Raw genomic sequence first — 18782 nt, 5'->3', positions numbered from 1 at the left:
TTAAATCTATAAATCTACTCCAATGCTCTTTCTTGGCATTTCAAAGAGCCCAAAAACCATAGTACCTTTCGTCGTTACTTTCCAACGAACATAACAATTAAAGGAAAATCCGGTAAACTCTTATATTCCTAAATATTCCTCCTGTTGCTTCATTTTTTACAGGTTTCAGTATACCCATGAAAAGGGGTACCTGCATACGGCAATCACAGATACCCAAACACATTGTCTATTTATCACATCTTAACACCCTAAACTGACACTTGTTTTGATTCACTGTAATTTTTCATAACCATGTTTAATAAAATCGGAGTAATAAAAACCGTAGCAACAATGGCTAAGACTAGAGCCGGAAAAATTTTGGCATCAACCATATGCAATAATAACCCCTTTTGCGCCACCATCAGTGCTACCTCTCCCCTGGAAATCATCCCAATGCCTATTCCCAAGGATTGTTGCTTTGTCATTTTAAAGAGTCTTGCACCACCGCCACATCCGATGACTTTTGTCAGGACAGCGATTAAAAAAAGAAGTAGTGCAAATAACAGAGTATTCGAATCTAGCCCAGTAATGTTTGTGTTGATTCCGATGCTGGCAAAAAAAACAGGAGAGAAGAAAATATAGGATACAATAGAAATTTTGTCCCCCACAAAACTACGGGTTTTTGTAATATTACAAAGTGTCAAACCTGCAAAATACGCACCTGTAATATCTGCAATGCCAAAATACTTCTCTGCAATATATGCCATTAAAAAGCAAAATGCAAGGGACCACACAACAACACGCTTACTTTTCCCATGGTGTCTATCTAGTTTTTTAAATAAATTATTTACCACAAATCCCACTACTGCTACAAAACCAAAAAAGCTAATGATCTTTCCCATTACCATAATAGGGCTTCCTGTTGCACCTTCGCTTAAGCCTGATATAACAGATAATACAATAATGCCTATGATGTCATCAATAATTGCTGCTCCAATAATAATTGTGCCCACCTTCGTTTTGATTTTTCCCATCTCACTTAAAGTTTCAACGGTAATGCTAACGGAAGTTGCCGAGAAAACCACTCCAACAAAAACTGATTTTAAAAAGTTCATATAGGTAAAACTATCCGAAAAAAAGAAATAGTACAGTCCACCGCAAAAAAGGATCGGTAATATAACCCCCAGTGCTGCCACAAAACACGCCGGCCCTCCTGCTCTTTTCAGCTCTTTCATATCTGTTTCCAAACCCGCACTAAACATTAACATGATTACGCCAATTTCTGATGCAGTCATTAAAAAATCCGTTTCCTCTATGATACCAAGAGCACTTGGACCTAAGACAACTCCTGCAACCAACGCCCCCAGAACCTGAGGCAGGTTTATCTTTTCCGTCATTAATCCGCATATTTTTGTAAAAAATAGTATTAATGAAAGCACTAACAAAAATTCATAGGACTCCATATCATCTCATCTCCCCTCTATATTCTTTTGCATATCATTTTCATATATTCTATTTCTCACCAATTATGGGAAATTATATGCTTCAAATTTTTATGTTTCAAGTTAAGGATTCTTAGATGAATTAGAAAAAAATTGGCTTTAATTTAAAAACTTTCGTTACTTTTTTAAAATTTCTAATCTCTTTTTAATTCTTAAAGATAAATTGTTCAACTGTTTTTTTCAAGCACGAAGCTATTGTTTTTTATCCGTATATTTACGCCTTTTTCCGACCGGCTAAACACCTTAATTATTTGTCAATATGCAATTGTACTAAACAGTACTGTTAAGATAAAGCTTAACACACCCAATGACAAACGAAGATAGCTCTCTGGGAAAGAAGTTTTATTTTATTATTGCAAATAAAAAAGCCCTATGGCGTAGATTACAAAATATCTTGCAACCGCAATAGAGCCTTTTTTAATTATCTGTTATTTTCTTAAAATATGAAAAACATTACTCTAAGATTTCCCCCTGATTGGAAATGGTAACTACCTGCCAAGGAAGAAATTTCCCGCTATTTTGCAATGCAGTCTTAACAGCCATTTCGATTCCGCCACAGCAGGGCACCTGCATTCTTACAACAGTTACACTTTTGATATCGTTATGCATGATAATCTGCTGTAATTTTTGAGAATACTCCACTGCATCCAGCTTGGGACAACCAATTAAAGTCACCTTATTTTTATAAATTTATTATGAAAATCTCCATAAGCATAAGCTGAACAATCCGCGGCAATCAATAGGTTTGCACCGTCAAAATAAGGTGCCTGAATGGGTGCCAGCTGAATTTGAACTGGCCACTGACGAAGCTGAGATTTTACCGTTCCAGTTACAGTCTGTTCTGTTTCATCAGTAACATTATGAGTACTTGGTTGGAACATCTGTGGGCGACTTCCCGGGCATCTAAATGCATGGGCTTTTTCTGCCATTTTTTTCTTAACCGCCTCTTCATCATAAGCTAGTGCTTCCCTTTCAACAAATTGAATGGCTCCCGTCGGACAGGTTGGCAAGCAATCACCAAGCCCGTCACAATAATCATCACGAATCAGCTTTGCTTTTCCATCTACCATGGCAATTGCGCCCTCATGACAAGCAGATGCGCATAATCCACAACCATTACATTTTTGTTCATCTATTTCAATAATTCTTCTAATCATTATTTTTCCCTCCAATATATTATCAAAAATTTAATTTTTCTTGTCTTTATGGGTAGAGTATACTATAATGATCTTATAAATTCCGTTGTAATTACAACAAAGAGGTGACTTAAATGAAATATATTTCTGTTTTGAAAAATTCACCCCTTTTCTTTGGAATAAAGACAGAGGAAATACAAACTATGCTTGGCTGTCTGACTTCCAACGAAAAAAAATTTAATAAAAATGAATTGGTTTTTCGGCAGGGAGAAACAGTAAATGCCATGGGCCTTGTTTTATCAGGACGCATTCATATTTTAAAAGAAGATTTTTGGGGCAATCGCATCATACTAAGTGATATCTCACCTTCCCAAATGTTTGGAGAATCATTTGCTTGTGCACACACCCAAAGCATCACTGTTAGTGCCCTTGCTGTAGAACCAACCATCGTTTTATTTTTGGATATAAAACAAATTCTAAATTCCTGTTCTACTTCCTGCATATATCATTCCCGTATAATTCGAAATTTGCTTTCCGTTTTGGCGGATAAAAATATCATGCTCACAGGTAAAATTGAGCATATTACAAAAAGAACAACCAGAGAAAAGCTTTTATCTTATCTTTCTGCGGAATCAATTAAGGCAGGTTCGCCTGTATTCCAAATTCCATTTAACCGACAACAGCTTGCTGAATATTTGGCAGTAGACCGCAGTGCTATGTCTCTTGAGCTTTCTAAACTGCAACAAGAGAATTACTTAACATATTATAAAAATTCATTTCATTTAAAAGACAACCCAACAAATTAAAAATGTTTATATGAAAAAGATCCCAAATAAACTCACCGCTGTGTTATTCCAAATTCGTTCCAAAATGTTCCTACATAATAATAAATGACTGTGTAATAATATCAGTGTAACACAAAAACACAGTTACTTTTTAAGGAGGTAATCAAAATGAGTGGAACAAATAACAGCACAAGCAATAAGATGAACGTACCCGAGGCTAGAGCAGCTATGGAACAGTTCAAATACGAAGTAGCAAATGAAATTGGCGTACCTTTGAAAAAGGGCTACAACGGAGACTTAACATCCGCACAGAACGGCTATGTTGGTGGCTATATGGTAAAGAAAATGATCGAAGCTCAGGAAAGAGCAATGGCCGGCAAAACTCAGGGCTAATCTCTGATAAAGTATTTCGCTGATTATAAATAATTAGCAAGTAACAGCTTTGATATTGTCTCTTTAGACTTTGTCTGAGGCAAAAAAAGAGTCTGAAGTAAATTTACTTCAGACTCTTTTTCATATTTTCATTCAATCTCCAATTTCCATCTTGCGGTCATTTTAAAAATCCGACTATCCTTCATTCACAATCATGCTTAACAGTTCCGTAGCCTCTGCATATAATAAAGTACATTTATATGGTAAAGCATTCTGTTTTTATTCATATCCTCATGCTCAAAAATACCTAGGAATTAAAAAAGCAGCCTTATCTAAGGAAAAGAAGGAATATAAATGCTTCATTATAAAATAAACTTTACAAAAACAAAGTTCTCTATAAAAATAAAGCAATTGCACAGTAAACCAAAAGCAATGCCATTACCGTATTGGTCACTCTTGCATGATGAGAAAATAAAATTCTGAATACAGAGCCAAAAGCCGCCCAACACAGATTAAAAAAACATCCTATTGTGGCTAATAATATTGCAAAGCCCAAAAGCTTTACTGGGCTGTCATGAAAATAAGGTAATATGTAAGATTCCATGGAAACCATACCATAAATATAGATTTTAGGATTGATAAATTGCAGAAACAAGCCGGAAAGAAACCCGTTTTTCACCTGCTTTTCTGAAATTTCTCCCGTTCTTTTTAATGTTTTATATGCCAAATACAGCATATATGCCGCTCCCGCAATGAGCATAGGTGTTTTTATTATGGGCATCACCGCATTTAAAACACTGCTTAATACTGTACATATAATCATAACTGCCATAAATCCAACCCAAATCCCCATATTAAAGGGATATGACTTCTTTAGTCCTACCCGTCCTGCATTAGACATAGACATGATATTATTGGGACCCGGCGTTGCTGTTGTTATTACCGCATACGTTAAAAAATTTAGCCAATGAAACACTTTAAAAACCCCCATAACGTTATCTTTTGTATTGTTGTAAAATCCAAAAATTTATTCACAAATGATTTTTCCTTTTAATCAATTGCATTCAAATTTAATTTATTGTACTTGTTTTAATACAAAAAGTCAATCATTTTTCTTCTGCAACCTAGTCATTTAAGTAGTACAAAGAAAACTTTTGCTACATCAAATACTATTTAAGACTAATCGCTTATAATAATCCCTTCCTGTCCAATAACCATTACATATTATTCTGAAACTCCAAACGTACGTATTGAGGGGGAGAACCATGAAAATCGGTGCAGATATTAACATATTCGTAATCATTCTGCTTGCGTTAATTATTCTCATCGGCAAAACCGCGGTACAAGGACAAAAAAATTTCAAACTCTTTTATAGAGTCATAGTTTTCTTTATTTTGACCTTGACAGCAGGCAGTTTTTATTATTTCACGGAAGGCGCAACGTTAAAAGGATTTGTTCTTTTCAGCCATTTTATGATGATAGCGTTCCATGTTTTTGGAGCAATTAGTGCTTATTCATGGTTTATTTTTGTTCTTCATGAGACAGAAGATAATTTACACTGCAATCCTTCTCTGAAAAATTTTTATATCCTTCCACTGATTTTTCAATGTACTTTGCTTATTAGCTGTGGGATATTTTATTATGATGAAAAAAATCAGTACCTACAAGGGTACTTATGCATTTTTCAATATCTTCTGATTTTCGGATACCTTTTTGCTGGGGCATCTATCTCCTTTATAAAATATATAAAAGAAAAAAGATATGCACAACAAAAAAACTGCTTTTTTCTATGTCTGTTTTCCTTGCTGCCTCTGTTGGGAATGGGAATTGACGTCGTCTTTCCAAATCTCAATTCCATACTTCCTTTCCTTGTGATTTCTATTGTAATGCAATATCTTAATCTTATGAAAAAGGAAATTTTTCAAGATCCCTTAACAAAGCTGAATAATCGCAGAGAGTTTCAACGCCATTTAGTAACAGTGACGAAAACGATAAGAAAAGAAGATGTTTTCCTAATTTTCTTTGATATCAATGACTTTAAAAGTATTAATGATACCTTCGGACATGTGGAAGGAGATCGGGCTTTAGTTATGATTGCCCAGATATTAAATGCGGCATTTTCAAATACAAAAGCTTTTATTGCTAGGTATGGTGGAGATGAATTTGCAGTCATTCTAAAAAAAGAAGAACCAGAAATTTTATCCTATCTAAAAAAAGTGGATGCCTCTTTGGTTACTCTTTCCGCATCTTTGCCATACAACATTTCCTTAAGCGTGGGATATTCCGTCTATGGGGAAGAGAACGCAAACACCATAGAAAGCCTGATACAATCTGCAGATAAAAAGATGTATTGGAATAAAGAGGAGCAGAAGAAAACAATATGTGAAAATGAGTCTATGGCAAGCTTTCACTCAATCCCATGATTTCCACTCTTTCTTCTCTACCAAATAAAAGGCACCCAATGATAATCTATCAAAAAGGGTGCCCCTTGTTTGTAACTTTAATTTTGTTGATCCCAAGAAAAATTCAGATTCTTTCCCTAGCACCACTGTTTCATCATCCGCTGAAGCATCATATGTATGCTGGCCTTTTCTACTGCCTCTGCAGCAATTAAATCTGTTTTACCTACTTCCTTACCATCTAGCGTATAAACCATTTCGCCAACCTTGGAGCCTTGGGCTATGGGTGCCTTAACATTGGGCATAAGTTCCGTTTTCGTTTCCCATTGTCCTTTGCTGCCTTTACTCATCAGCACAGAAATTTCATCCTTTACCACCGCATTAATGCCTTCCTTCATACCCTTTTCCACAGGAATCATTCCCATATCCTGACCAACGGGATATCCCTTTTCTATTGTATAATTTGCAAAACCAAAATCCAGAAGCTTCATAACTTCTTGAAAACGAACCTTGAAATCAGGAGCCGCCATAACAACGCCAACCAATGCGAAACCATTTCGTTCAGCTGTACCCGATAAACAATAGAGAGCCTTACCTGTTGAACCTGTTTTCAAACCTGTTGCGCCCTCGTACCATTTAATCAGCTTATTGGTATTGGTTAGCCCAAACTCTGTTTCTCCTTTTCTGGTTTTGTGGGTGATGGTGTCCATCCAAGTGGTTGTATATTCCTTGATTTCTGGGAATTTTCTCATTAACTCCCGACTCATTAACGCAATATCATATGCACTGGAAACGTGACCGTCTGCATCCAACCCACAGGCATTTACAAAAACGGTATCTTTCATACCCAATTCTTTCGCCCTTTGGTTCATTTTTTCAACAAATGCTTCCTCGCTCCCTGCTACAAACTCAGCCATTGCCACAGCGGCATCATTTGCAGATGCAATGGCAATGCATTTTGTCATATCTGCCGCCGTCTGGGTTTCTCCCGGTTCTAAAAACACCTGAGACCCCCCCATCGCCGCCGCATGGTCACTTACCTGTACCGTATCAGTCCATGCAAACTTTCCGTCTGCCTGGGCCTCATAAATCAGCAGTAATGTCATAACTTTTGTTACACTGGCAAGGGGCATCGCCTCATGGCTATTTTTTTCATATACCACCGTACCCGTCGCCTGATCCATCAAAACAGCGCTTTTTGACTGCAGTTGCAAACTGCTGTTGTCGCCTTCTTCCGCACAAACAGAAAAGGGCGCCAGAAAACAGAAAAATGCTGTCACTGCCGCCAATATCTTTTTTTTCATGCACGTTCCTCCCCAAAGACTATATTCTTTATCAGTCTATGTCCTAAAGAGAATAGATATGCCCTATCTCCGCTGTTCTAAAGAAGAGAAAACTTTTTGTGAGAGTTCTAATGCATCTATGCTTACTTTACAATCATAGGCCAAAACTTTTACACCGGCTTGCTCTGCCTCAACCAACGCCTTGGAAAATGCAGCATCTCGCTCCCAATGGGGAAAAAAGGCCTTTGTACCTTCCATTTGGATTACAAACAAAATATATGCCTCAAATCCATCCTGAACCGCCTGAATTAATTCTAAAATATGTTTTCTGCCTCGACTAGTGGGTGCGTCAGGAAATTTACAAATCCCATCTTCCTCTAAGGTAGCACCCTTAACCTCAATGTATCCACGGCGATCTCCTACTTCAAAATATAAGTCAAAACGAGAATTTCCATAAACAACTTCTCTGCGCAAAACAGAAACTTCACCAATTTCCGGAATTCTACCTTCCAATAACGCCTCTGCTACAACCTGATTTGGCGCTTGAGAATCCATATTTACCAAGGTGTCTCCTTTATAAACGGAAATCAGAGAATATTTTGTTTTTCTCAAAGGATTCTCTGCGGGCTCCAAAAATACCCTAGCACCTTCTTGCAGCAACTCCTTGCATCGACCTGTGTTTTTTACATGAACCGGCGTTTCCACTCCGTCTATGCTTACAAAAGCAAAAAAGCGATTGGTTCGCTTTATAAAAACGGCTTCCTTCATGTTCTTATAAATCATTCTTTTAACCCCATCTATTATAAAATACATTTCTAAATAAAACATTTATGTATCAGGAGGGAGTCCTCCTTTTATTCTGTATACAAAGTCAAAACTTTATAAAATCAGTTATTCAATCAGTCATTTCAACAGATAAGCATACTACCTCTTCGTATACACTGGGGACGAAGGAAACCTCCCTATTTTATTTAATAATTGTTTGCCTTTCTTTCATAATATGCCTGTGGATACTGACATACAGGGCATTTTTGAGGTGGCTGTTTTCCTACATGAACATAGCCGCAGTTTTTGCACACCCAAACAGTGCTTTCATCTCCCTGAAAAACCTTTTGCTCTTCCAATAATTTCAGCAAAGATTGATAACGCTCTTCATGTTCCTTTTCCACAGAAGCAACATGCTTAAAGAAATTTGCAATTTCAACAAAGTTTTCCTCTCTGGCAGTTGCTTCCATTTCTTTATAAATATCTGACCATTCCTCATGCTCGCCATAGGCACCTGCCTTCAGATTCGCTTCGGTATTGCCAATGCCCTTGGAAAAATCCAAAATACGCTTTGCATGCTGAATCTCATTATCCGAGGTTTCATCAAAAATACCTTTTATCTGCTCATAACCTTCTTCATGAGCCTTTTCTGCATACAACTTATACCGAACCGCTGCCATCGCCTCTCCCATAAAAGCGGAAAGGAGATTCTTTTCCGTCTTACTGCCCTTTAATTCCATTTAAAATCCCTCCTAAGATAATATTTTACTCTCAGTTTTCCCCAACCGAAGAAAAAAATACCTTAGAATAGGCCTTTTCAACCAATATTACCACAATTATAATGTCTTACCATATCTGTGCATTATTAGCCGAACCTTAATGCATCACAACGTTTCCGAAGAATGCTATAATACCAAAAATTACTGCAACCAGTAAAACCGCCGCTAAAGCAACAAACAGCCAAAGTACAACTTTTGCCCACTGAGGCAAGGTATCTTTTTTTGTTGCCAGAGCCCAAATAGCAAACCCCGCTAAAATCATACCACCAAATAAAAAAAATAGCACAAAAATGCCCAATAACATTACAACGTTCATTCTCATCAACTCCCTCAACCCCTTTTTGTTAACTGTAATTGGCAGTTTTGCCTTTAAAGCAGATTAGCAGGAAAGATTTCCAATTTTCATAAAATCTCAAAATTAAAACTTCTCCCAATATTGCTTTATGCTTCCTTCATCAATGGCATCCATATAGGAGTTTGCAATTTCAAAAATTTCTTCCTCATCCTTTATTTTAAAAAATACTTGATTTTGTTCTACCAAAATATCTTTGTTTTTCCCTTTGTTTTTATCAATCCAAAGACGAAACTCCTTTTCCCATTTCTGGGTAGCCTGCTCCATATCCTCATAGCAAAGCAGTTCATCCTTTACATTTTCAATCAATTCCTCAATCCCTAATTTCATAGATATCTCCTTCTCAATTCGATTCTTTCTTTCATATAATGAAAAACTGCCTACTTCTTCAAACCTCTTTCGCTTTTAGCCCAAAATGAGCATATCCGGCTCCCGTCACGACTCTTCCTCTGGGGGTACGTTGTATATAGCCCAACTGTAGCAGATATGGCTCATACACATCCTCAATGGTCTCCGATTCTTCTCCAATAGAAGCTGCTAGGGTATCAAGCCCTACAGGCTTACCATCAAACTTCTCTATCATCATCAATAGCATTTTACGGTCAATCAAATCCAGCCCCATTTTATCAACCTCTAATAAATCCAAAGCAAAACGAGCGACCTCACCATTGATTGCTCCTTCATAGCGCACCTGGGCAAAATCTCTTACTCTTTTTAAAAGACGATTAGCAATTCGGGGAGTTCCCCTTGAACGACGGGCAATTTCCTCTGCACCGTCTTCATCTATTTCAACCTGCAAAACATCAGCAGAACGACAAATAATCGTCTTCAGGCTATGGATATCGTAAGGTTCTAGGCGTTGCACAACACCAAATCGATCCCTTAAGGGCGCCGTAAGAAGGCCAATTCTGGTGGTAGCCCCAATCAGCGTAAACTTAGGCAAATCCAATCTAACAGATCTTGCCCCCGGCCCCTTGCCAATCATGATATCTATGACATAATCCTCCATAGCAGGATACAGTATTTCCTCAATCATACGGTTTAATCGATGGATTTCGTCAATAAAAAGAATATCCCCTTCGCTTAAGCTGTTTAAAACAGCCGCCATATCCCCCGCACGCTCAATGGCAGGGCCTGATGTGGTTTTGATATGAACCCCCATCTCTTTGGCAATAATATTGGATAAAGTAGTCTTTCCCAATCCGGGAGGACCATATAGCAAAACATGATCCAAGGCTTCTCCCCTTTGCTGAGCCGCTTGAATAAACACCTTTAAATTTTCTTTTACACTTTCCTGTCCAATATAGCTGTCTAACTGCTGGGGTCTGAGCTTGGGTTCAAATTCTTTATCCTCCTCACCAAACGCCGCTGTTAGTATTCGCCGATTTTCCAATAGTAACACCTGCTTTTATTTAATATGTAATCATCTTTTTTAATGCCGCTTTTAAAATATCTTCCGTAGTCATGCCTTCGGCAGCCACCAATCCCACCGCCTTAGCGGCCTCACTGCGGCTGTATCCCAACGCCGTCATGGCTTCGATTGCTTCAAATTTTGCACCACCAACAGAGTCTCCGTCCACCATCTCCATGGGGATTGCAATAGCATCCTCCGTTGTGCATTTATCCTTTAATTCCAAAATAACCCGTTGCGCTGTCTTTTTTCCCACACCGGGGGCTTTTGAAAGGGTTTTCGCATCCGCGGATAAAATCGCCATGACAATTTCCTGAGGCGTCAGCTGTGATAAAAATCCCAATGCCCCCTTAGGCCCAACGCCACCGACGGTTAATAATTTCAGAAACATTTCTTGCTCTTCTTTTGATGAAAAACCAAAGAGAGAGATTCCGTCCTCTTTCACACTCATATATGTGAAAACCTTTATATCCTTGCCCACCTCAGGCATTCTGGAGAGGAATCCGGCAGAAACAAAAATCTGATATCCCATTCCACCATTTTCCAAAATGATAAAGCTTTCGCCTCGATGCGCCAAGGTACCCTTAATATAAGAGATCATACCCTTCCCCTCTCTTTCTCTATGGAATTATTATACTGGACAAACATCGAAAGAGCAACCCAAACCACACAAAAAAAAGAAACTATGTTCGCCATTGTTCCTACAAAAAAAGGGGTGTATACTAATAAAAAAAGGAGTGACGTAAATGGAGCAAAAAATTTTACTCTTAGGCAATCCCGCACTGTATCAAGTTTCTACTCCCGTAACAAAAGAAGACTATCCCAATCTCCCCAAAATCGTAGAGGATTTACATGATACACTCATGGCATTTCGCAAAAAATATGGCGCCGGACGTGCCATCGCCGCACCTCAAATTGGAGTACCAAAAAGAATTTTATATATGCATATCGATCACCCTGTGGTATTTCTCAATCCCCGTTTAGAATTTCCCGATGAGGAGCAGATGGAAGTGTTAGACGACTGCATGTCCTTCCCAAATCTCTTGGTTAAGGTAATGCGCTATCGACACTGCATCATTCACTATACTGATATGGAACAACGTCCATGCAAAATGGAGTTAAGTGGTGACCTAGCCGAGTTATTACAGCACGAATTTGACCATCTAGATGGTATTTTGGCAGTCATGCGCAGTATTAATAATCAGTCCTTTTTCTGGAAAGAAACACTCCAGAAATCTTAAACGACAAATAAAAATATAATTTAATCCATCCTTTATCAAACAAAATAAAATAGTTTCTCCGAATTTTATTTAAAAGCAAAGGATTCGAAAAAACACGTTGCCTACTCTTAAGCAGAAGCAAGTTTCTTCAACCTTTAAATATTCTAGGTTCAAAAGCTACACGAAACCTGCCTCAAACCAAACCCTAAATGCTGATTTTCCATACATAACAGTGAAGTAAAAAAGCATTGGTGCCTTTATCACTCCATGAGACCAATGCTTTTTTTGTATTCCGCCCATCTGTTTCCATGCTTCGATAAAATATTGTAACATATTGTATGTAAATTCGAACAAAATACCACAAAAAACTAATCATCTTGAACGTAATCTTTTTTATTCCGCCATAATGGTAATTTCTATCTTTGCCTCTTCCAAAATTCTTCTGGATAGCTCATCAGGATACTCCCCCTTATGAACAATGCGCTTAATCCCCGCATTAATCAGCATCTTGGCACAAATAACACAAGGTTGCAAGGTAATATAAATGGTTCCATCATCCGTGGAAATTCCTAGATTTGCCGCCTGAATAATTGCATTTTGCTCTGCATGCAACGCACGACACAGCTCATGACGCTGACCAGATGGAATCCCTAATCGTTCTCTTTCGCAACCGCCAAGCTCTGTACAGTGCATCAAACCTGATGGTGCACCATTATACCCAGTGGTGATAATTCTGTTATCTTTTACAATTACAGCTCCAACTTGTCGGCGTAAACAGGTTGATCTGGTTTTTACAATTTCTGCAATCTGCATAAAGTACTCATCCCAACTAGCTCTCAATGCTTCCATCCCCCTACTTGTTTTTTCAAAAATAGCACAACTTTTAGAATTTGTCAAAATTTGAATTCTAAAAAAACCTTTTCCCAAAACAACTTTCATTTCAGGAAAAGGTTTTATCATTCTTAAATATTCCTACCCTTCAAGGGCAAATAATTCACAGATTCTTAAACAATCAGGTTCATTTTTCTTGCTTCAAATTCCAATTCTTCTTGGAACTGAGGTGCAGCAAGAGAAATAATCATTTTCGCTCTGTCGCTTGCTGTCTGACCTTTCAGACGTACTATGTTATTTTCCGTTACCAAAAAGTCCACTTCGTTTTTGGAGGTAGTTACAATAGAACCAGGTGTCAAAGTTGGCTTAATTTTAGAAATTGTGCCACCCTTAGTGGTAGAGGTCATTGCGATAAAGCCTTTACCGCCCTTAGATAAATTTGCACCACGAACAAAATCCACCTGACCGCCGGAACCGCTGTAATGCTTTGTTCCAAGGCTTTCAGCACAAACCTGTCCAAATAAGTCAATTTCAACGCAAGCATTTACAGAAACAAAATTATCATGCTGACCAATGATATAAGGATTGTTTGTGTAGTCAACAGGATGCATTTCAAAAGCAGGGTTGTTGTCCATAAAATCATACATCTTCTGGGAACCCCATGCCAATGTGGCAACTGTTTTACCCACATTAATTGGCTTATTCATATTTGTTACTGCGCCGCATTCAATTAAGTCCACCATGCTGTCAGTAAACATTTCTGTATGAATACCCAAGTCAGTTTTGTCCTTCAATAGGACACCAACAGCATTGGGAATACCTCCAATGCCCAGCTGCAATGTGGATCCATTGATTACTTCATCAGCGATCATCTGTCCAATTTTTCTATCTACATCGGTCAAAGGCGCATTAGGTAAAATAGAAAGCGCTCTTGAGGATTCACAAAGAGCTGTAACCTGAGAAATATGAATCTGGTTATTACCCAAAACACGTGGCATTTTATCATTTACATCCAAAAGAATAATTTTGGCTTTGTCACGCATTGCTACAACTTCTGCACCTGCCATGCCACAGCTAAAATAACCATGGTCATCCATTGGTGAAACCTCTGCATAAAAAACATCCAGTCTAGGCTGAACATTTTTCCAGTAGCCGGGAATCGTGCTGTAGTTATTGGGAATATAAGTGTAGTAACCATCCTGAATTCCTTTTCTGCCGGCTGCACCGGTAAACCAAGAAACATAGTCATATTTTCCCTTTAAGTCATAGTTTAAATAAGCACCTGATTCCGCACATAAAGTTTGATGATGGGTTACACCTGTCAATTCACCGTTTGCCGCTCTTTTTCCTATCGCCTCACAAATTGCTGTTGGCGCCTCTAACCCTGTTGGTGCGGCACAAACGTCTCCTGATTTTACAAATTTAGCTACTCCTTCTGGAGTCATTTTTTTCGCCAGATACATTTCACGAAATTTATTCATACTATCTCACCTTTCCCCTTAACTCTCTCTGTTTTGCTAAGCAATCTGCACAATTATAAAGGTAAAATTCCCACATTTGAATACAAAATACTTTTCTTCCCCTGTATTTTAGCATATGCCGTAGCCCTCGTAAAGGCAAAACAGATAATGTTCTTTAAATTGTACAAAAAATAATGACATATGCACTAATATTTTTACAATTATTTGGTTTTTTTCATATATCACTGGGAAAAGATTTTATTTTTTTGTAAACCGATTACACAAAAAATCAATGAAATCCAATATTATTTTAACTTATAAAAATATTATGGAAACCAAAATCTTGTCATACAACAATCCTTCAAAATACTAAAACGAATTATTGCGCAATCAAAAAACGGCCAACACATTCCTTTTGGAAATGGCTGACCGCTCAATATTCTTATTTTATTTTACCAGATACGGTTGAACTTCCTTTGGAAGTTCCTCCTCTTTTCGGCTTATAATCATTGTAAAATCCGTTTCAGATTCCTTTGAAATGGACTCCAAATGATTAATGAATGTAATAAAATCCTTATCGTCCACTTTTTCCATAATATGGTTTAATCCATCAATATAAATTTTTTCTATATCACTGTTTTGAGAGAGGATACCGTACACAAAACCCCGGAAAACCTGCGTATTTTCCATGATGAATTTTGGCGTATCTACAAACCGTACACTATAATGAAGATCATACATGCGGCTGTTGTCATCATCTACAAACACAACGCAACCGTTTGCTTCCTTGCTTGCCTCATTAGCCATCGCGATGAGTCGTTTCGTTTTACCTACACCTTTTTCGCCTGCAAGAATCTGAACCATTGCAATCTCCCCCTTTATACTGGTGATATACCTCTGGATTTGTAAATTATTAAGTTTTAAATTCCAAATAGAAAAATCTATTTGTTTGCTATTAGTATTCTCCAAATTCCTAAGAAATCCTCTTAATTTTCAATGATTTTCCTATAAATCAATATAATCAGCTATTTTCACAATAACTTCATCTATTTAACATATATTTTATAAATATTTTGTGCCTATTTACTAATTTACAGACTGAAAGACCAATGCCGCAGCCCCAAAAATCCCCGCATCGTTACGGAGTTTTGCCAAGGCAAACTTTTTATCTCTGCAATGGGGAAACACGTTTTCTGCGTAGGCCCTCTGAACCATATCCAACAAAAATTCTCCTGCTTGTGATACACCGCCGCCAAGAACAACCATTTCAGGGTCGACAATATAGCATGCATTGGCAATGGCCATCCCTAGCATTCTGCTTATATATTCCGTCAGCTCCAGTGCCAACGCATCACCAATTTTTCCAGCATCCCACAATTTCTTAGCAGTAAGAACATCCATCTCTCTGAGAACAGATGGTTTATCTGTATTCACAAGAACCTTGCGTGCAACCCGAACCATGCCTTGTGCAGAGGCATACTGCTCCAAACACCCTTTTTTCCCACAGTTGCATTGCTCTTCCTCATAAGGATTCATGGTCATATGACCAATTTCTCCTGCCGTTCCCGAAACACCCGCAAGAATTTTTCCATTTAGAATAACTCCACCGCCAACCCCGGTTCCCAATGTTACCATAAGGAGACTGTTTACCTCTTTGCCGGCGCCAAAGGTATATTCTCCCAAAGCGGCAACCCTTGCATCATTTCCAATGAAAATAGGAGAAACGCTAATCAAGTCCTCCGCCTCATTGCCAAGAAATACATCTCCCCAACCGATGTTAACCGTACCTCGCAAGCATCCATCCTCCGTCACCGGGCCCGGTGCCGCCATACCAATTCCAGCTAGATGCTCTTTCTTTAGATCATTTCTATTTAAGCATTCTTCAATTTCATATTTAATGTCTTTTAACAATGGCGTTGGCTCTGTGCCTTTTCTGGTGGGAATTTCCCATTTCTCCAACAGACCTTTCTTGCGTGAAAATAAACCGATTTTCACTGTGGTTCCACCAATATCCACCCCAAAGCAATACTCCATGTTATTCCTCCTCGAAGTTATAAACAATTCTGTGGATCATTCTTTTGTATCTTTCATAAACATCCTTTGATATTTTTTCCGGCATGGTCATAAATCGTAATGGTAACATTTTTTGTCCCATTCTCATAGGTGGCTGTAAATAGGGATAATCGTTGAAGAAAAACCCGTGTCTTTCATAAAACCCTATCCGCCTTTTTGTCATCTCATCTTTGGGAACCTCCACCTCCAAAACAACAGGTCTGCCTGCCCATGCCATAATCTCCTTCAGCTTTTTTCCACCAAAACCCCCATTGCGATAAGCAGGTTTTATAGCAAAATGCTCAATATAAATAAAATCCTTAAAATCCCACATCGCCATTGCTCCTTGCAGGATTCCCCATTCATTTCTAATTCCGTATAGTTGGTACTGAGGTCTATCCAAAAGAGCCTTTTGTCTTTCCTTTTCTCGCAACTCCTCAACAGGAAAAGCCTCCTCAAAAATTGGGTATATTTCGTCAAATGTATCCTTTGTAATTCTTTCTAGCATCCTTTTCATCTCCCTGCTCCAAAGGATACTATAAACGACTAAAAAAAGCAAATACCAAGCTTCCAATTTGATATACAAAAAAAGAAGTAATCCAAGCAGTTGATAACCAAAGTAAAAGTGCAAATACTAATTTTCTCCAACCTTTCTCTTCATACCAATAAGCAGAGACCGCCGCTACACATGGTATGCTCAAAAGATGAAACACCATAAAAGATATCGCCGATATTGGGGTAAATAACCCCTCCACGCCACCTAAAACACCTAAGGATGATACCACTGCCTCCTTAGCCGCCACACCGGATAATATTGCCGCCGAAGCCTTCCAGCCATCTTCCCCTCCCCCAAAACCGAGGGGTATAAAAAAGGGATTCAATCCTTTCCCAAGAAAAGCCAAAATACTTGTAGACGAGTCTAGTGTCATATGTAAATGCGGCGTAACGTGGGCGGACAACCAAATGATGATGCTTGCCCCAAGAATCACCGTTGCCGCCTTTGTCAGATATTCTTTTCCTCTTCTGTAAAGTGTTCTTGATAAATTATTCCATCTGGGCAAATGATAAGATGGCATTTCCATTATAAAAGGAGCCTCCTCCTTGCAATATTTTTTTTTTAAAAAAATAGCCCAAAGAAAAGCAATGAGAATTCCACCCACATACAAAGAAAAAATAACCAATCCTCCGTTTTTGGGAAACAATAACCCAACCAAAAGGATGTAAAGGGGAAGCTTCGCCCCACACGAGAAAAAGGGAAGAATCAATCTTGTAATGCGTCTGCTATCCTCACGCTCTAAAGTTCTCACACTGAGCATGGCAGGTACAGAGCATCCAAAGCCTGTAAGAAGGGGTAAAAAAGCTCTGCCGGATACTCCCAACTCCCCCATGGGCTTATTTAATAAAAAAGCAACTCTCGCCATATATCCACTATCCTCTAAAAAAGTAAGCCAGAAAAACAAACATAAAATTTGAGGCAAAAATGATACCGCCTTGCCCACTCCGCCAAATATCCCTTCCATAAGAAATGCCCTCCCCCAATAGGGCATTTGCGGAAAAAAATGAGCTACCACATCTCTCAACGCTTCTATACCATAGGTTGCACCATCCTTTAAAAAAACACCAAGGGATGGAAGGCCTGTCCCTAAAAAAGAAAGAGAAAAGGTCACATGGAAAATAAAAGCCATGCATAGTAAAAAAATAGGAATCCCAAAGAAGTGATGCAGAAAAATTTTGTCCAATTTTTCAGTAAAATCCCTTTTTTTCTGTCTCTGTGTTATCACTTGTTGGCAGTAAAAAACAGAAAATGCATAGCGGCCAGCGGCGATTTCTCCTTCCCAATCAAGCTCCTCCTGTTGCTCCAGCCAGCGCATTCCCAAAAAAAGACCTTGTTTGCGTTTCAAAAAAGGTTGCAACAAGGGTTCAATCCTTTGCCATAGCTTGTCCCTTTGAAGTACAGTTTCTCCTTTTCGCCCCTTTTCCATGGCCATATTTAGACATTTTGCCATATCTTCCTGACCCGCTCCGGTAATTGCAGAAATTTCAACAATAGGGACTTCCAGCAGTTTTGAAAGCTTTGAAATATCAATGTCTATTCCTTGTTCCCTAGCCTTATCCATCATATTAAATGCCAATACCAGCGGGATATCCAACTCCAACAGCTGTGTGGTTAAAAATAAGCTCCGCTCAAGCACAGTGCTGTCAACCACTTGTAAAATAATATCCGGCTTTTCCTCCAGAATAAACTGAACGGCAACCCGCTCTTCCGGAGTATACGGCGAAAGAGCGTAAACTCCCGGCAAATCAATGCAAAGAAAATCCTCTTTTTTCCATATCCCCTCTTTGCGTTCCACCGTTACACCGGGCCAATTCCCCACTCGGGCATCACTTCCTGTTAAGGTATTAAACAATGCACTTTTTCCGCAATTTGGGTTTCCAACCAGACCCAGCTTCTTCAC

Annotated in this window: 19 protein-coding genes and 1 pseudogene; 4 read left to right on the top strand and 16 right to left on the bottom strand. The window is 38.5% G+C overall.

Annotated elements, in window-relative coordinates; genetic code table 11:
* Positions 1–248 precede the first annotated feature (248 nt).
* Positions 249–1442 carry a cation:proton antiporter gene (locus CPRO_RS03470; RefSeq protein WP_066047889.1) on the bottom strand — a complete coding sequence of 398 codons (1194 nt, stop codon included), beginning with the start codon at positions 1440–1442 and terminating at the stop codon, positions 249–251.
* A 492-nt stretch (positions 1443–1934) separates the two neighbouring features.
* Positions 1935–2638: pseudogene (locus CPRO_RS03465) on the bottom strand (ATP-binding protein).
* Positions 2639–2751: 113 nt separating this feature from the next.
* On the opposite strand from CPRO_RS03465, the gene CPRO_RS03460 reads away from it, so the two are divergent.
* Positions 2752–3423 (top strand): Crp/Fnr family transcriptional regulator, encoded by a 672-nt coding sequence (locus CPRO_RS03460; RefSeq protein WP_066047888.1) that lies wholly within the window; start codon positions 2752–2754, stop codon positions 3421–3423.
* A 147-nt stretch (positions 3424–3570) separates the two neighbouring features.
* Positions 3571–3795 (top strand): alpha/beta-type small acid-soluble spore protein, encoded by a 225-nt coding sequence (locus CPRO_RS03455; protein ID WP_066047886.1) that lies wholly within the window; start codon positions 3571–3573, stop codon positions 3793–3795.
* 373 nt (positions 3796–4168) lie between these two features.
* On the opposite strand, the gene CPRO_RS03450 is transcribed toward CPRO_RS03455, so the two are convergent.
* Positions 4169–4750: a LysE family transporter gene (locus CPRO_RS03450; RefSeq protein ID WP_066047884.1), complete on the bottom strand. Its 582-nt coding sequence runs from the start codon at positions 4748–4750 to the stop codon at positions 4169–4171.
* Positions 4751–5039: 289 nt separating this feature from the next.
* On the opposite strand from CPRO_RS03450, the gene CPRO_RS03445 reads away from it, so the two are divergent.
* Complete coding sequence (locus CPRO_RS03445) at positions 5040–6197, top strand: GGDEF domain-containing protein (RefSeq protein ID WP_066047882.1); 1158 nt, start codon at positions 5040–5042, stop codon at positions 6195–6197.
* A gap of 116 nt (positions 6198–6313) precedes the next feature.
* Here CPRO_RS03445 and CPRO_RS03440 read toward each other — a convergent pair whose 3' ends face one another.
* The 7 genes from CPRO_RS03440 to ruvA all read right to left on the bottom strand — a co-directional run bounded on the left by CPRO_RS03440 (position 6314) and on the right by ruvA (position 11364).
* Complete coding sequence (locus tag CPRO_RS03440) at positions 6314–7477, bottom strand: D-alanyl-D-alanine carboxypeptidase family protein (RefSeq protein ID WP_066047880.1); 1164 nt, start codon at positions 7475–7477, stop codon at positions 6314–6316.
* A gap of 63 nt (positions 7478–7540) precedes the next feature.
* On the bottom strand, positions 7541–8239 hold the full coding sequence (gene sfsA, locus CPRO_RS03435; protein WP_066053661.1) for a DNA/RNA nuclease SfsA: 699 nt from the start codon (positions 8237–8239) through the stop codon (positions 7541–7543).
* Between the two features lie 188 nt (positions 8240–8427).
* On the bottom strand, positions 8428–8961 hold the full coding sequence (rbr, locus tag CPRO_RS03430) for a rubrerythrin (protein WP_066047878.1): 534 nt from the start codon (positions 8959–8961) through the stop codon (positions 8428–8430).
* A 136-nt stretch (positions 8962–9097) separates the two neighbouring features.
* On the bottom strand, positions 9098–9316 hold the full coding sequence (locus tag CPRO_RS03425; protein ID WP_066047876.1) for a hypothetical protein: 219 nt from the start codon (positions 9314–9316) through the stop codon (positions 9098–9100).
* Positions 9317–9418: 102 nt separating this feature from the next.
* Positions 9419–9682: a hypothetical protein gene (locus CPRO_RS03420; RefSeq protein WP_066047875.1), complete on the bottom strand. Its 264-nt coding sequence runs from the start codon at positions 9680–9682 to the stop codon at positions 9419–9421.
* Between the two features lie 58 nt (positions 9683–9740).
* Positions 9741–10745, bottom strand: coding sequence for a Holliday junction branch migration DNA helicase RuvB (gene ruvB / locus CPRO_RS03415; RefSeq protein ID WP_066047873.1), 1005 nt, complete (start codon positions 10743–10745; stop codon positions 9741–9743).
* A 19-nt stretch (positions 10746–10764) separates the two neighbouring features.
* Positions 10765–11364, bottom strand: a complete 600-nt coding sequence (gene ruvA, locus CPRO_RS03410; protein WP_066047871.1) for a Holliday junction branch migration protein RuvA — start codon at positions 11362–11364, stop codon at positions 10765–10767.
* Positions 11365–11509: 145 nt separating this feature from the next.
* Here ruvA and CPRO_RS03405 point away from each other — a divergent pair, with 145 nt between their 5' ends.
* Positions 11510–12004, top strand: a complete 495-nt coding sequence (locus CPRO_RS03405) for a peptide deformylase (RefSeq protein WP_066047869.1) — start codon at positions 11510–11512, stop codon at positions 12002–12004.
* Positions 12005–12376: 372 nt separating this feature from the next.
* Here CPRO_RS03405 and CPRO_RS03400 read toward each other — a convergent pair whose 3' ends face one another.
* From CPRO_RS03400 to feoB, 6 genes are all read right to left on the bottom strand, one after another.
* A complete protein-coding gene (locus CPRO_RS03400) occupies positions 12377–12832 on the bottom strand; it encodes a deoxycytidylate deaminase (RefSeq protein WP_330383859.1) in 456 nt (151 codons plus the stop codon).
* 155 nt (positions 12833–12987) lie between these two features.
* Entirely contained in the window at positions 12988–14295 is a 1308-nt protein-coding gene (locus CPRO_RS03395; RefSeq protein ID WP_066047867.1) for an acetyl-CoA hydrolase/transferase family protein, read from the bottom strand.
* 426 nt (positions 14296–14721) lie between these two features.
* Positions 14722–15138, bottom strand: a complete 417-nt coding sequence (locus CPRO_RS03390; protein ID WP_066047865.1) for an ATP-binding protein — start codon at positions 15136–15138, stop codon at positions 14722–14724.
* Positions 15139–15360: 222 nt separating this feature from the next.
* The gene (locus CPRO_RS03385) at positions 15361–16308 is read right to left on the bottom strand and encodes an ROK family glucokinase (RefSeq protein WP_066047864.1); all 948 of its coding nucleotides are present in this window, start codon (positions 16306–16308) and stop codon (positions 15361–15363) included.
* A 1-nt stretch (position 16309) separates the two neighbouring features.
* Positions 16310–16834, bottom strand: a complete 525-nt coding sequence (locus CPRO_RS03380; RefSeq protein WP_157881624.1) for a GNAT family N-acetyltransferase — start codon at positions 16832–16834, stop codon at positions 16310–16312.
* 28 nt (positions 16835–16862) lie between these two features.
* Complete coding sequence (feoB, locus tag CPRO_RS03375; RefSeq protein WP_066047862.1) at positions 16863–18782, bottom strand: ferrous iron transport protein B; 1920 nt, start codon at positions 18780–18782, stop codon at positions 16863–16865.

The organism is Anaerotignum propionicum DSM 1682, assembly GCF_001561955.1.
GTDB lineage: Bacteria > Bacillota > Clostridia > Lachnospirales > Anaerotignaceae > Chakrabartyella > Chakrabartyella propionicum.
Note: the sequence above shows the minus strand (reverse complement) of the source record. Positions and strands in the feature narration are given on the sequence as shown.